The following is a 13922-nucleotide window of genomic DNA, read 5'->3' on the forward strand; positions in this document are numbered from 1 at the left end:
GCTTGAGCGGGGGGCCGTGCCTGCGGCACGAGCCTGCTCGCGCGGGAGTGCGGGGGGCCGTGCCTGCGGCACGAGCCTGGTCGGGGGGAGTACGGGGGCAGTGCCTGCGGCACGAGCCGGGTCGGGGTGGAGGAGTCGGGCCGTGGTTGCGGCACGAGCGTGGTGCGGGTGCTGGAGGGTCGGGCCGCGCCTTCGGCGCGAGCCGCTTCGGGCCCTGGACGTGGGACGTGCGTTCGGCGCGAGGCCGGCCTCGGGTGGCGGGTGATCGAGGCGGCGCGTGAGGGCTGCGGCAGGATGGGGGGATGGACGGCGGGGTGGTGGAGCGGCTTCTCGAGGGGCTTCCGGGAGCGGAGGCGGGGTTCCCGTTCGGGGAGGGGATCCGGGTGTGGAAGGTCGCGGGGAAGGTGTTCGCGCTCGAGTCGGAGCGGTTCGGGCGGCCGGTCGTGAGTGTGAAGGCGCTGCCCGAGAACGTGGTGCACCTGGTCGCGGGGGTCGACGGGATCGAGCCCGGCTACCACCTGAACAAGAAGCACTGGGTGACCGTCGACGCCGGCGGGACCGTCGAGCCCGAGCTGGTGCTCGAGCTCATCGAGGAGTCGCACGCGATCGTGGTCGCGAACCTGCCGAAACGGCTCCGCCTCGCCCTCGACGGCACGGCGTCCGGATCGTTGAACGAGGACGTCTGACAGCGGCCGGGACGCGCAGGGCCCGCACGCGCAGACCCCCGAACCGGCTGAGCCCGGACGCGCTGCGCCCGAGGCCCCGACGGAGCACCGGACGCCTGACGGTGCCCGCCTGCGCAGCGCCTGGACGCGCGGGTGCACAGGACCCGCGAGGGGGCGCCGACGCCTGACGGCAGCTGGACGCGCACCGCCCACGACGTCCACCGCCCGAGGCCTGCGACGACCCCTGGATGCACGGAATCCCCCGCCGCAGCAGGGGATCCCGGAACGTCTCGCGCGCGGAGCGGCTACAGGCCGTAGGAGCGGAGGTACGCGGCGGTGTCGTGCCAGCCCTCGACGGCGAAGCACTCGACGCCCATCGCCTTGACGGGGTAGTCGTTGCCGTCCGGGTCGAGGCGGTCGCCGACGAAGATCATGTCGTCGAGAGGGATGCCCGTCAGCTCGGTGAGCTTGTTCATCCCGTACGCCTTGTCGATGCCCTTGCGGGTGATGTCGACCGACGTCGAGCCGCCGGAGCGGACCTCGAGGTCGGGGAGCACGGCCTGCACGGCCTCGCGGAGGGTGTTCTTCTTCTCGCCGTCCGGGTCCCAGGCCTGCTTGACCTCGACGGGCGCGGACTGGCCGAGGGCCGAGAAGGTGATCTGCGAGTCGCGGTCCTCGAGGATCGGGCCCCAGGTCTCGGACTCCCAGTAGCCGAGCTCCTTCGCCTTCTCCTCGACGGCGGCGAGCGCGCGCGACTTCTCGTCCTCGGTGAGGTTCTCGGCGTAGATCTGCGCCCAGTCGCCGTTCTCGTACCGGTAGTACTGCGTGCCGCAGGTGGGCATGAGGTGCAGCTTCGCGAGGACCTCGGGGTCGGCGCCCTCGAGGCGGTCGAGCACCTGCATCCGGAACTGGCCGATCTGGCCGCCCGAGATGATGCACACCTCGGTGGCCTGGAGCAGCTTCACGAAGAGGTCGGCCATCGCCGGGTCGACGGGGGACTTCGAGGCGGCGAGGGTGTCGTCGAGGTCGAAGGCCATCAGGCGGGGCAGGGTGCTCATGGAACTCGTTTCACGGTCTGCGGACGGGGCGGTAACGAGGATACGGGGCGCCGCCGGAACGCGCGCGCGGTCGGCGCGAGCGGGCTCCGAGCGCAGACTGGGGGCATGACCGCCGCCACAGCGCACGACGGAGGACGCCGCTCCCTCCCGCGCACTCTCGCCCGCATCCTCCTGGGCCTGCTGCTCGTCACGGCCGGCACGGCGCACCTGACGGTCGCGCGTCAGGCCTTCCAGGCGCAGGTCCCGCCGTGGCTGCCGGCCGACCCGGACCTGGTGGTCGTCGCGTCGGGCGTCGTCGAGATCGCGCTCGGGCTCGCGCTCGTCGTGCTCGTGCGGTGGCGGGTGATCGTGGGAGTCGTAGTGGCCGCGTTCTTCGTCGCGGTCTTCCCGGGGAACATCTCGCAGCTGGTGACGCGGACGCCGGCGTTCGGCCTCGAGACGGACGCGGCGCGCGCGGTGCGGCTCGTCTTCCAGCCCCTGCTGGTGATCTGGGCGCTCTGGTCCACCGGGGCGTTCTCGGCCTGGCGGGCCCGCCGGTCGCGACGCCGCGGGGACTGAGCCGCCGGTCCGCGGCCCGATCGTCCCGCGATCCTCCGGAACGGCGAACGGCGGCCGGCGGGAGACCCCGCCGACCGCCGCCCGTGCCCTGCTCGGCTAGGCCGCGAGGCGGCGTCGCGCGACGACCAGCGCGAGACCCGACAGCAGCAGCACGAGGGCTCCGCCGATCAGGCCGGCCGCGTCGGCGCCGGTGTTCGCGAGCGAGCCCGGGCCGGAGCCTCCCGCGACGGGGGCCGCCGTGGTGGTGGGATGCGGTGACGGAGCGGTGGTGGGCTGCTCCGTCGGGGTGCCGGGCTCGGTCGGCGCCGGGGTGACCGGGACCTCGGCGGCGGGCTCCGTCGTCAGCGACCAGTTGGGGTCGTAGAAGTCGGCCTGGTCGATCACGCCGCGGGCGGTCGACCAGTCGATGAGGAGCTGGCGGATCTCGAGACGCTCGTCGTAGACGAGCGGTGCCTGCGCGACGGCCGGGTAGGCGCCTCCGCCGCTCTGGCGGTAGTTGTTGACCGCCATCACGAAGCGCTCGTCGTCGGCGACGGGGGTGCCGTCGGCGTGGGCGAGACCGCGGATCCGCGAGCCAGCGGGCTGGGAGACGTCGATCACGTAGTCCAGGCCCGAGATCGCGTCGTAGTTGTAGTCCGGGATGCCGTCGGGGCGGTCCTCGGTCGTCGCGTTGGTGCCGGTCTCGGGGTCGAACACGGCGCCCTCGGCGGTCTGCACGAAGTAGCGGGCCGAGAACTCGAGGTAGTCGCGCACCTCGGCTCCGGTCAGCTCCACTCCGCGGAGGGTGTTCTCGTAGATGTACAAGCCCGCGATGTCGCGGATGCTGACCTGTCCCTTCGGGAAGACGGCGGTGCGCGAGAACGGCGACGCCTGCGAGATCACCGGCAGGTCCGCCCACTCGGTGCCCTCGAGCGCCGTCTCGACGGTCTCGGCCTGGACGGTGTTGATGAAGTCGATGATCGGGGTGTCCTCGTAGCGCGAGGTCGCGGCCGAGAGCTCCTCGACCGAGTCGGCGACGGGGGTGTTCACGTACTCGATCGTGGCGGCGTGCTGCTCGGCGAGGGCGTCGACCAGTGCGGGCGACTCCTCGGCGATGTCCTTCGCGTAGACGGGCTGCGTGACGGGCGCGTTCCCGGCCGACCAGTCGACCTCGAGGCCGCCCGCGGCGTCCGGCACCAGGTTCAGGGTGACCTCGGTGAGGCCCTGCGCCCAGAACTTCGGCTGGGTGACGAGCACCTGCTCGCCGGCGACGTTGGTGAACAGCGTCTGCGGCAGGTCCTTGTGGCTGTGGCCGGCGACGACCACGTCGATCCCGGGGACCTGCGTCGCGATGTTGTTGACGACGTCCTCGTTGAGGTCGGCGGCGTCGTACTCGGCGTCCGGCACCGTGCCCTGGCCGGTGTGCGCGAGGACGACGACCACGTCCGCCTGCTCCTGCACGATCGGGACCCACTGCTTCGCGGCGGCGACCATGTCCTGGAACTCGAGGACGCCGTCGACGTACTGCTTGTCCCAGACGCGGACGCCGGGGGTGACGAGGCCGAGGACGCCGACGGTGACCGTCTTCCCGTCGATCTCGCGCTCGATCAGCGTGTAGGGGTCGTGGTACGGCTTGCCGGTGGCGACGTCGACGACGTTCGCGCCCAGCAGCGGGGCGTTCAGGTCGCCCTCGTACGCGCTGAGCATGTCGAGCCCGTAGTTGTACTCGTGGTTGCCGACGACCTGCGCGTCGTAGCCGATGGTGTTGAACGCGGTGGCCATCGGGTGCGTCGTCTCGCCGGAGAGGACGCCCGCGGCGCCGTCGCCGAGGCCGTAGTAGTAGGTGAGCGGCGTGCCCTGGATCGCGTCGCCGTTGTCCATGACGAGCACGGACTCCTCGCCCTTCTCGGCGCGGAGGCGGTCGACCTCGGTCGCGACGCGGGTGAGGCCGAGCGCACCGTCGGCCGGGTACGGCGCGTTCGCGAAGTAGTCCCAGTCGTAGACGTGCCCGTGCGTGTCGGTCGTCGACACCAGGGTGAGCTCGACGCCGTCGTCGAGAGGGGCGGCCGAGGCGATCGGAGCGGCGGTGGCGGCTCCGAGTGCGACGACGGCGAGGAGGCTTGCGGCGCGGAGTCTGCGCATCGTGGTCCTGTTCGCGTGATGAGTGGAGTGTGAACGTCCTCGAATCTATGCGCCGCGTGTGAACTGCGCATGACGGGATCGAGAGCATTGCTCGGCGATGCGTCGGCGGCGCCGGTCCGGAGCCGGGGGAGTCCGCGGTGCCGACCCCGAGCGCAGGAGCCGTCCTCCGGCCCCTCCGCTAGAATCGAGCGGCTGGTCGCGCGGAGGCGGCACGACTGCCGCGCCGCACCCGCCCACCCCCGCCCCTCCCGTCGAGAAGGACACGCCATGCCAGCAATCGTCATCACCGGCGCCCAGTGGGGCGACGAGGGCAAGGGACGCGCCACCGACCTCCTCGGCAGCCGCGTCGACTACGTCGTGAAGTTCAACGGCGGCAACAACGCCGGGCACACGGTCGTGGTGGGCGACGAGAAGTACGCCCTGCACCTGCTCCCCTCCGGCATCCTCACCCCGGGCGTCGTCCCGGTCATCGCGAACGGCGTCGTCGTCGACATCGAGGTGCTGTTCCACGAGCTCGAGGCGCTGAGCGCGCGCGGGGTCGACGTGTCGAAGCTGCTCGTCAGCGCCAACGCACACGTCATCACCAGCTACCACCGCACCCTCGACAAGGTGACGGAGCGCTTTCTCGGCAAGCGCCAGATCGGCACCACCGGCCGCGGCATCGGCCCGGCGTATGCCGACAAGATCAACCGCGTCGGCATCCGCATCCAGGACCTCTTCGACGAGAACATCCTCCGCCAGAAGGTCGAGGGCGCCCTCGACCAGAAGAACCACCTGCTGGTGAAGGTCTACAACCGCCGCGCGATCCTGGTCGAGCAGGTGCTGGAGGACCTGCTGCAGTACACCGAGCGCCTCCGCCCGATGGTCGCCGACACGTCGCTGATCCTCTCGCAGGCGCTCGACGCCGGCAGGACGGTGCTGTTCGAGGCCGGCCAGGCCACGATGCTCGACGTCGACCACGGCACCTATCCGTTCGTCACCTCCTCCAACGCGACCTCGGGAGGAGCGGCCACCGGCTCCGGAGTCGCGCCGAACCGCATCGACCGCGTCATCGCGGTCATCAAGGCGTACACGACCCGCGTCGGGGCCGGCCCGTTCCCGACCGAGCTCTTCGACGAGTGGGGCGAGTACCTCCGCCGGCAGGGCTTCGAGTTCGGCACCACGACCGGCCGCCCGCGCCGCTGCGGCTGGTACGACGCCCCGATCGCCCGCTACTCGGCGCGGATCAACGGGGTCACCGACTTCGTCCTCACCAAGCTCGACGTGCTCTCGGGCCTCGAGACCATCCCCGTCTGCGTCGCCTACGACGTCGACGGCGTGCGCCACGACGAGGTCCCGGTCTCGCAGAGCGACTTCCACCACGCGAAGCCGATCTACGAGGAGTTCCCCAGCTGGCAGGAGGACATCTCCGGCTGCCGCGAGTTCTCGGACCTGCCGCAGACCGCGCAGGACTACGTGCGCGCGCTCGAGGCGATGAGCGGCGCCCGGTTCTCGGCGATCGGCGTCGGGCCGGAGCGCGAGCAGGTCGTCGTGCTGCACGACCTCCTCGACTAGAGGCGGTGCAGCCCGCGGTCGATCGCCACGAGGATCGCCCGCTCGACCTCCGTCCACTGCGTGAGCACCTGGGTCGCCGAGAAGCGGAGGGTGACGCAGCCGTCGACCGTGGCGAACAGATCGCGGCGGCGATCGTTCTCGAAGTCGTGCGTCGATCTGCCGTCGAGCTCGACGATCAGGCTCGAGCCGATCAGCAGATCGACGCGCCCGACCCCGGGGATCCGGACCTGGGTCGAGCACTCGACCCCGATCGAATGCAGGCGCCACCGGGCCAGGGTCTCGACGCCGCTGCCCGAGTCGTCGCGGGCGAACGCGAGGAGCGCCTGGAGCCGCTGCGGGCAGGCCGCCCGCAGCTCGGCGAGGTCGTCGGGCCCGAGGAGGCGCTTCTCGAGCGCCGACTCGAGCGCGACCAGCAGGTCCTCGTCGCCGAGGGTGCGACCCAGCTGCAGCAGTGCGTGCGGGACGGACACCCGCAGCGGCTCGTCGTCGGGCCAGGCCGGGTCCCAGTGCAGGCGGACGCCGCGGGGAACGGTGAGCCGACCGGCGTTCGGCCCGACGTGCACGTGCAGCCGAGGCGAGCGCAGAACCCAGAGCCCGTGGGAGCGAGCCGCATCGGTCGCGGCGAGGCGGCCTCCGAGCCGGAAGGCGGTGAGGGCCTCCGGAGGAAGGTTCGGCGAGGCGTACCGGCCGCTCCGGCCACGGACCAAGCGGCCGTCCGCGACCGCTGCCGTGAGGCCGCGAGCAGTCGCGCCGGCGGCGAGCAGGACCGGCCGCGAGGAGACTCCGCCGTGGAGGGACAGCAGGCGATCGAGATCCACACGGCGAGCCTGGCGCCCGACCGCCGTTCGGGGAGGGCCTCCTGCCCGTGCCGGGACGACCGGGCCATCCGATTCGACTGTGGAGGGACGTCGCAAGCCTCGACGACCGGCGATCGTGTTCACAACTCAGGACGAACGCCCTCGGGCCGAGGGATTCATGCGGATCGGGGCGGGTCCGAACGAATTCCTCCTGAGATGTGAACACGACCGCTGCCGAGCGCGCCGGATAATCGGCCCATGCAGATCTACGCCGACCTCCCGGCCGTCCGCGCGCGGCAGATCCTGGCCGACGCCCTCGCTCTCGGCGTAGCCGTCGTGGCGATCGCCGCGGGGATCGCGGTCGGCACGCTGATCGCCGGCCTGGCCGAGATCGGCCGTCGGCTCGAGAGCGCCGGCAGCGGCTTCGGCTCGACCATGAGCGACGCCGGGACCACCCTCGGCGGCATCCCCCTGCTCGGCGACGCCGTGCGCGCCCCGTTCGACGAGGCGAGCGGGGCCGGCTCCGTGCTGGCCGCCGCCGGACGCGACCAGCAGCAGCTCGCGAGCGCCCTGGCCGTGGTCGCCGGGCTCGCCGTCGGGGGCCTCCCGCTCCTGCTCCTGGCCGTGCTCTGGCTCCGGCCCCGGCTCCGCTTCGCCCGCCGGACCGCCGAGCTGCGCGCCCTCGGCTCGACGGGCGGCGGAACCGAGCTGCTGGCCCTGCGCGCGCTCACCCAGGCGTCCCCCCGCGACATCCTCGCCGCGCACCCGGAGGCCGCCGCGGGCTGGCGGACCGGCGACCCCGCCGTCACCGCCGCGCTGGCGGCCCTCGCCCTCCGCCGGGCGGGGCTCCGGCCCCGCTGACCCCGCAGGACCACTGCGGGTCCGCCGGAGGGATGACGCCGCGAGCCACTGCGGACGACGCCGGCGACACGGGTGCCTCCGTAGCGTCGAGGACATGCAGAACCAGACCTCCTCCGTCGTGGCGCGCGTCGAGGGCGTGCGCAAGCTCTACGGCAGCACGCCGCCCGTCGTCGCCCTCGACGACGTCACCCTCTCGATCGAGCGGGGCGAGTTCACCGCGGTGATGGGCCCCAGCGGATCCGGTAAGTCGACGCTCATGCACGTCCTCGCAGGCCTCGACACCGCCTCCTCCGGCCGCGTGTTCCTCGGGGACGCCGAGATCACCTCGATGAGCGACGCCGAGCTGACCGTGCTCCGCCGCCGCAGCGTCGGCTTCGTCTTCCAGGCCTTCAACCTCGTCCCCACGCTCGACGTGCGCGGCAACATCCGCCTCCCGTTCGAGCTCGACGGCCGCTCCGTGACCGGCGACGAGGAGCAGTGGATCGCCCGGCTGATCGAGTCCCTCGGGCTCCGCGAGCGTCTCACGCACCGGCCCCACGAGCTCTCGGGCGGGCAGCAGCAGCGTGTGGCGATCGCCCGCGCCCTCGCCACCCGGCCGCAGCTGATCTTCGCCGACGAGCCCACCGGCAACCTGGACTCCCGTACCGGTCGCGAGGTCCTCAGCCTGCTCCGCGCCTCCACCCGCGAGTACGGCCAGTCGATCGCGATGGTCACCCACGACCCGATCGCGGCGGCCTACGCCGACCGCATCGTCTTCCTCCGCGACGGGGCCGTCGTCGACGACCGCCGCGGGATGAGCGCCGAGGAGATCTCGCGCGCGATGCTCACGATGGAGGGCGCGGCGTGAGCGGCGTGCGCACGGGCTCGAGCCAGGGCGGGGGCGCCATCGTCACCGTCGCCGCACTCGCCGCGGCGTTCGGCGCCGTGCTGGTGCAGGTCATCGCCGACATGGTCGCGGCCTTCGCGGCAGCGGGCATCGACGGCATCGGCCAGGTCGCCCTCATGCTCGGGATGGTCGGCGCCGTCTTCTTCGGCATCGCGGTGTTCGTGGGCGGGATCGTCACGGCGAACGCGGTCTCGACCGTCGTCGCCGGGCGCACCCGCGAGATCGCCCTGCTGCGCCTGCTCGGCGCCTCCGGCCGGTCGCTGCGCAGCGGGATCGTCCGCACGGGCCTCCTGCAGGGGCTCCTCGGAGCGGCGATCGGCCTGGTCGCCGGCGTCGCTCTCGTGGCGCTCGCCGCGGAGCTCGCCATCCGGAGCGGCACCCTGCCCCGCTTCGACTACCCGCTCGTCTCGCCCGGCCTCGTGCTGCCGCTGATCGCCGTGGTCGCCTCGACGGTCATCGCCTCGTGGTCCGGATCGCGCCGCGTGCTCGCGGTCGCGCCGTCGCAGGCCGCCGGATCGTCCGCCGAGCCCCGCTACGAGGAGTTGCGCGGCCGCACCGCCCGCAACGTCACGGCGATCGTCTTCGTCGTGGTCGGCGCGCTGCTGCTCGCCGGCGGCGTGGTGTTCGGGCTCGCCAACCCCGGCGGCGTCCTCCTCGGGCTGGTCGGAGGCATGGCGTCCTTCACCGGCGTGATCCTCGGGGCGCCCGTCCTGCTCCCTCCGCTCACGGCCCTCGTGGGCCGCGCCTTCGGCCGGGGCCCCGTCGCCCGCCTGGCGTCCGCCAACGCCGTCCGCAATCCGGCGCGCAGTGCCCGCGCCGTCATCGGACTGGTCATCGGAGTGTCGCTGGTCACGATGTTCGCGGTCGCCGCCGCCACCTTCGGCACGATCATGGAGCGCTCGGGTGAGACGAACCCCGAGGTGATCGCGGCGTTCGAGCAGTTCATCCAGGTGAGCACCGCGGTGATGAGCGTCCTGCTCGGCTTCTCGGTCGTCCTGGCCGCCGTCGGCATGGTCAACACGCTGTCGCTCAGCGTGCTGCAGCGCCGGCGCGAGCTGGGCCTGCTCCGCGCGCTCGGCTTCACCGGCTCGCAGGTGCGGTCGATGGTGGTGCTCGAGGCGGCGCAGATGATCATCGCTGCCGCTGTCCTCGGCATCGTGCTCGGCGTCGTGTACGGCTGGTGCGGCGCGATCTCGGTGTTCGGCTCGCTGCCGGGCATCGGACTGATCCCGCCGACCGTCCCGGTGCCGATCCTGGTGGCGGTGCTCGTGGTCGGCGTCGTGATCACGGTCGTCTCGGCCGTGCTGCCCGCCCGCCGCGCCACGAAGGTGTCGCCGGTCGCCGCTCTCGCGGTGGCCTGACGGCCGGCGCCGCGCCGAACCCGCGGCCGGGGGCCGGCGCCCTCACACCACCGAGAACCCCGCGGCGAGGGGCTCCCGCCCGCTCAGCGCGAGCAGGAGCTCCTCGCCGCGTCCCGCTCGAGCGGCCAGCCCGCCGGTCAGCGCGCAGCACGCCTCGACGGCCTCGCCGGGCAGCACGTGCGGGATCCCGGTGGCGCGCGAGAGGTCGAGCGTGTGCACGACCAGCTCGAGCAGCCGGGTCCGGAGGTACTCGTCCAGTTCGATCCCGTGGCCGCCCACTGCGACGAGGCGGCCGGGACGCTGAGCGGCGATCAGCTCGACCGCGCGGCCCGCCGCCTCCGCCAGTGCCCGAGCCGGCCTGTCGCCGAGCAGCAGCCCCGCCTCGACCCCGCGCCGCGCCACCGCCGCGGGGTCGGCGACGTTCCCGGCCAGCGCGGCGTAGTAGTCGAGAGCATCCTCGATGGTCGGCTCGGGCGGCTCCGGAGCGAGGAGGTACGCCTCGACCGTCAGCACCGCCCGCGACGCGTGGCCCGCGAGGCCGCGGACGTCCCAGACGCCGAGCCCCGGCTGCTCCCACTGATCGTCCCGCACCTGCGCGAGCAGGCCGACGAGGGCGGCGGCGGCGGACTCGAACAGCGCGGCGGTGCTCATGGAGCCATGCTGGCACGGTGCCCCACACTGATCGCATGAGCAGTCCCCGCCGCCCCGGTCCCGTCACGCTCGTCGGCCGCTCGATCGTCCTCGAGCCGCTCGCCGCCGAGCACGTCGAGCCGCTCGGGCGGGCGATCGGGCGTCCGGAGGTGTTCGCCGGCGGCTACGGAGGAGGACCCTCCGGCCTCCCCGGCACCCCGGAGGAGTTCCGCGCCTTCGTCGACCGCTACTACCCCTGGGGCACGGGCCTGCCGTTCGCTGTGCTGCAGGAGGGGCGCGTCGTCGGCACGACCTCGCTGGCCGACTTCGACGAGACGCGCGAGGCGGCCCACCTCGGCTGGACGGCCTACGCGCCCGAGACGTGGGGCACCGTCGTGAACCCGGAGGCGAAGCGGCTGGTGCTCGGGCTCGCCTTCGACAGCGGCTACGAGCGGGTGAAGCTCCAGGCGGATGCGGTGAACGCGCGCTCGCGGGCCGCGATCCTCCGTCTCGGCGCCGTGTTCGAGGGGGTGCTCCGCCACGACCAGCGGCGGGCCGACGGCTCGTGGCGCGACACGGCCGTCCACTCGATCCTCGCGGCCGAGTGGCCGGCCGTCCGCGACGCGCTCGACCGCCGGATCGACGCGGCGCTAGCGCTCCCTCCCTCGACCGCGCAACCGCTGACCGGGCGGCCGCCCGAGGAGTAGGAAGAAGGCATGGAACGCATCCACTACGCCGGCAGCTCCGTGCTGACGGGTACCGCCATCGCGCGGTCGCTGCTGGCCTACGCGGAGGCGCTGGCGCTCACCAAGGGGTCGATCACGGTCGACATCCCGATCCGCCAGGAGTCCGGCCGGCCCGGACGGGCGGCGCTGCTGATCGGACCGGCGAGCCAGCTGTTCTCGGAGTCCGAGGACGACGGAGCCGAGGAGCTGCTCGACGAGGAGCTCGTCGAGCGCTTCACCCGCGAGACGGCCCGCCTGGGCGTCTCGCACCCCGTGGCCGAGGAGGACGGCGGCGCCGGGCCCCTCTCCGCCGTCGACACCGAGATCCCGCACTTCCACGGCGAGGACGACTCCTGGTGAGCGTCCGGGGCGCCGGTAGGATCGACACTCACGACTCCGCCCGATCCTTCGCGGACGGGCGACTTCCCGAACGGAGAACCGCCTGATGGGGCGACTGATCTACGACTCGACCCTCGAGGCCGACTTCGACGACCGTCTGCTGGCGCACCTGCAGATCGTGATCGGCTCGAAGCTCGCGCGCAACGAGTCCTTCTACTTCTCGTGGAAGGACTCGCAGGCGGTCGGCGACGGACGCACCTCGATCTGGCTGCACCCCGCCATCCCGTTGCGCTTCAAGTACCACGGCGGCCGTGCCCCGAACATCAACCCGGACTGGATCCGACAGCTGCTCGCCGACTCGCACACGGCGCACGGGCTGCGGATCAGCGAGGAGCCCCACGGGACCGCCCGTCAGAGCGAGGAGAGCATGCTGTGAAGCGCGTCGAGATCATCTACGGCGGAGCGCCGTTCAGCCTGAGCGAGACGTCGGCCGCGGAGGTGCGCGAGAGCATCGACCGCGCCCTGGACGGCTCTGCGTCGCGCTGGATCACGGTGAACCAGGGCGAGGGCGAGCCCCGCGAGACCTCGATCCTGATCACGCCGGGAGTGGCGTTCTCGGTCGCCGACGTCGCGCACTGAGGTCGACGCCGCGGTCACGGTGATCGCCGCCGCTCACGGGCATGGCTCCACGCTCCGCCTCGCGGGCCGGAGGCGCCAGGGGGTTCCGCCGCGGCGACGCGGGTTGCTGCGGAGTCGTCAGGGGTTCCGCCGTCGTCAGGGCGCCTCTCCGTCGGCGCGCTCCTCCGCCGAGACCGCCGTGACGACCGCGGTGAGCGTCTCGGGGTCGCTCAGGATGCGGAAGTGCCCGCCGGTCTCGATCCGGACGTTGACCGCGCCCTCGAGCATGCTGCCCTCGGGGATGTGCGGATCGAAGAGGCCGAACACGGACGTGATCCGCGCGTTCGCTCCGGAGCGGCTCGACAGCAGCAGGGTCGTGGCGTCGCGCGGCGAGAAGGCGCGCAGGCTCCGGAGGACCAGGTAGGGCGCGTAGCGGGAGCCGCCGAACGGGGTCGCCACGGCGACCATCCGGTCGACCCGGCCGTCCGGGTCGAGCTCGGTCATCACGTACTTGCCGATCAGTCCGCCCTTGCTGTGGGCGACGATCACCACGTCGCGGAGCCCGTGCTCGGCGAGGTAGGCGGCCACGTCCTCGGCCGTCCGGGCGACCGGGCGGCCGTTGCGGCCGAGGCTCGTCAGCACGTGGAGAGGGTGCCCGCGCTCGTGCAGCGGATCGATGATCGGGCGGAGGAAGGACCAGGTCTCCCAGATCCCCGGGAGGACCACGACGGGCCGCCGGTCGCCGTCGAGGTAGTCGTCCGGGGCACGGCGCGAGAGGACGCCGCGCACCTGCCAGGCGACGGCGTAGGCGTAGTCGCGGATCCACCAGACGGCGTCGCGGACCAGGCGTCGGAGCCGGCTCATGCGGCCGGCTCCGACCGGAGGGGGAGCGGGGCGGCGGGCCTCTCGCCGAGAGCAGCGGCGAAGCGGAGGATCTCGCGGGCGAGCGCTCCGGGGTCGGTGCGGGGGACGACGTGGCGCGAGCCGGCGAATTCGACGAGCCGCCCCGCGCGCGCATGGGCCGTGAGCCGCTCGCACCAGTCGCGGGTGGCGATCGGATCGTCGCGGCCGCGGGCGACGAGGACCGGCACCTCCAGCCGGGCGAGGCGCTCCTGCACCGGATGCCGCAGCATCTCGGGCAGCTGGCGCAGGTACCAGCGCAGGCCGCCGCGCAGGTAGTCGGCCAGCAGGATCGCGTCGACGCCCACCGGCTCGCCGAGGCAGTCCCGCAGCAGCGCGAGCCCCTGGCGGACCGCTCCGGGCCGCTGCGGATCCACCACCGGCCCGATGAGCACCGCGCCGTCGACCAGGCCGGGCGCGCGCAGCCCCAGCTCGACCGCCACCTGCGACCCCATCGAGTGCCCGACGACGACCGCGCGCGAGACGCCCAGTCCGCGGAGGACCTGCTCGACCTGCCGCGCGTGGTCCTCGAGGCCGACCCTCCGCCGCGGGCGCGCGTTCGCGCCGAAGCCGGCGAGGTCGACGCCGATCACGCGGCCGTGCCGCTTCAGGCGGGCGGCGAGCGGCGAGAAGGTGTGGTGCGACATCCCGATCCCGTGGATCAGGACGAACACCGCGCCCGCCCCGGCCGGACCGGTGTCGACCGTCCGCAGCGTGACGCCCTCGACCTCGTGTCGCACGGGGAGGACGCGGCGGGGCGGTGTCGGCAGCATCGTCCCAGGCTAGGGATCGGCGGCCGGCCGCGCGGGGGGGATGCGCCCGCTCCCGCCGTGGTCTAGGCCGCATCCA

General features: G+C 73.2%; 16 protein-coding genes. 10 read left to right on the forward strand and 6 right to left on the reverse strand.

Going from position 1 to position 13922, the window contains the following annotated elements:
- The first annotated feature begins 302 nt into the window (after positions 1-302).
- Positions 303-686, forward strand: coding sequence for an MmcQ/YjbR family DNA-binding protein (locus C5C59_RS14435; RefSeq protein ID WP_104239677.1), 384 nt, complete (start codon positions 303-305; stop codon positions 684-686).
- 284 nt (positions 687-970) lie between these two features.
- Here C5C59_RS14435 and C5C59_RS14440 read toward each other — a convergent pair whose 3' ends face one another.
- A complete protein-coding gene (locus C5C59_RS14440; protein ID WP_104222786.1) occupies positions 971-1723 on the reverse strand; it encodes an HAD-IIB family hydrolase in 753 nt (250 codons plus the stop codon).
- Positions 1724-1828: 105 nt separating this feature from the next.
- Here C5C59_RS14440 and C5C59_RS14445 point away from each other — a divergent pair, with 105 nt between their 5' ends.
- The gene (locus tag C5C59_RS14445) at positions 1829-2281 is read left to right on the forward strand and encodes a DoxX family membrane protein (RefSeq protein WP_104239678.1); all 453 of its coding nucleotides are present in this window, start codon (positions 1829-1831) and stop codon (positions 2279-2281) included.
- Between the two features lie 96 nt (positions 2282-2377).
- On the opposite strand, the gene C5C59_RS14450 is transcribed toward C5C59_RS14445, so the two are convergent.
- Entirely contained in the window at positions 2378-4402 is a 2025-nt protein-coding gene (locus tag C5C59_RS14450; RefSeq protein WP_104239679.1) for a bifunctional UDP-sugar hydrolase/5'-nucleotidase, read from the reverse strand.
- 267 nt (positions 4403-4669) lie between these two features.
- On the opposite strand from C5C59_RS14450, the gene C5C59_RS14455 reads away from it, so the two are divergent.
- Positions 4670-5956: an adenylosuccinate synthase gene (locus C5C59_RS14455; RefSeq protein WP_104239318.1), complete on the forward strand. Its 1287-nt coding sequence runs from the start codon at positions 4670-4672 to the stop codon at positions 5954-5956.
- Here C5C59_RS14455 and C5C59_RS14460 read toward each other — a convergent pair.
- Positions 5953-6774, reverse strand: coding sequence for a DUF559 domain-containing protein (locus C5C59_RS14460; protein WP_104239319.1), 822 nt, complete (start codon positions 6772-6774; stop codon positions 5953-5955). The genes C5C59_RS14455 and C5C59_RS14460 overlap by 4 nt on opposite strands.
- Positions 6775-7011: 237 nt before the next feature.
- Between C5C59_RS14460 and C5C59_RS14465 the strand changes: the two genes are divergently transcribed.
- The 3 genes from C5C59_RS14465 to C5C59_RS14475 all read left to right on the forward strand — a co-directional run bounded on the left by C5C59_RS14465 (position 7012) and on the right by C5C59_RS14475 (position 9861).
- Positions 7012-7614 carry a hypothetical protein gene (locus C5C59_RS14465; protein WP_104239320.1) on the forward strand — a complete coding sequence of 201 codons (603 nt, stop codon included), beginning with the start codon at positions 7012-7014 and terminating at the stop codon, positions 7612-7614.
- A gap of 94 nt (positions 7615-7708) precedes the next feature.
- Positions 7709-8461: an ABC transporter ATP-binding protein gene (locus C5C59_RS14470; RefSeq protein WP_104222781.1), complete on the forward strand. Its 753-nt coding sequence runs from the start codon at positions 7709-7711 to the stop codon at positions 8459-8461.
- The gene (locus C5C59_RS14475) at positions 8458-9861 is read left to right on the forward strand and encodes an FtsX-like permease family protein (RefSeq protein WP_104239321.1); all 1404 of its coding nucleotides are present in this window, start codon (positions 8458-8460) and stop codon (positions 9859-9861) included. The genes C5C59_RS14470 and C5C59_RS14475 overlap by 4 nt, the downstream gene beginning before the upstream one ends.
- Positions 9862-9903: 42 nt before the next feature.
- Here the strand turns inward: C5C59_RS14475 and C5C59_RS14480 are convergent, their stop codons facing one another.
- Complete coding sequence (locus C5C59_RS14480; RefSeq protein WP_104239322.1) at positions 9904-10512, reverse strand: maleylpyruvate isomerase N-terminal domain-containing protein; 609 nt, start codon at positions 10510-10512, stop codon at positions 9904-9906.
- Between the two features lie 35 nt (positions 10513-10547).
- Here C5C59_RS14480 and C5C59_RS14485 point away from each other — a divergent pair, with 35 nt between their 5' ends.
- The 4 genes from C5C59_RS14485 (at position 10548) to C5C59_RS14500 (ending at position 12194) form a co-directional block, all read left to right on the forward strand.
- Positions 10548-11198: a GNAT family N-acetyltransferase gene (locus tag C5C59_RS14485; protein ID WP_104239323.1), complete on the forward strand. Its 651-nt coding sequence runs from the start codon at positions 10548-10550 to the stop codon at positions 11196-11198.
- Positions 11199-11207: 9 nt separating this feature from the next.
- Positions 11208-11576 (forward strand): hypothetical protein, encoded by a 369-nt coding sequence (locus C5C59_RS14490; protein WP_104222777.1) that lies wholly within the window; start codon positions 11208-11210, stop codon positions 11574-11576.
- An 85-nt stretch (positions 11577-11661) separates the two neighbouring features.
- Positions 11662-11991, forward strand: a complete 330-nt coding sequence (locus C5C59_RS14495) for an ATP-dependent DNA ligase (protein ID WP_104222776.1) — start codon at positions 11662-11664, stop codon at positions 11989-11991.
- Positions 11988-12194: a hypothetical protein gene (locus tag C5C59_RS14500; protein WP_104222775.1), complete on the forward strand. Its 207-nt coding sequence runs from the start codon at positions 11988-11990 to the stop codon at positions 12192-12194. Before C5C59_RS14495 ends, C5C59_RS14500 begins: the two co-directional genes overlap by 4 nt.
- Positions 12195-12329: 135 nt before the next feature.
- Here C5C59_RS14500 and C5C59_RS14505 read toward each other — a convergent pair whose 3' ends face one another.
- Together C5C59_RS14505 and C5C59_RS14510 are read right to left on the reverse strand one after the other, a co-directional pair.
- Positions 12330-13037 carry a triacylglycerol lipase gene (locus tag C5C59_RS14505; RefSeq protein WP_104239324.1) on the reverse strand — a complete coding sequence of 236 codons (708 nt, stop codon included), beginning with the start codon at positions 13035-13037 and terminating at the stop codon, positions 12330-12332.
- Complete coding sequence (locus C5C59_RS14510) at positions 13034-13846, reverse strand: alpha/beta fold hydrolase (RefSeq protein WP_104239325.1); 813 nt, start codon at positions 13844-13846, stop codon at positions 13034-13036. Before C5C59_RS14510 ends, C5C59_RS14505 begins: the two co-directional genes overlap by 4 nt.
- Positions 13847-13922: the final 76 nt, after the last annotated feature.

Source organism: Rathayibacter sp. AY1F4 (assembly GCF_002931775.1).
In the GTDB taxonomy this organism is placed as follows: Bacteria; Actinomycetota; Actinomycetes; order Actinomycetales; family Microbacteriaceae; genus Rathayibacter.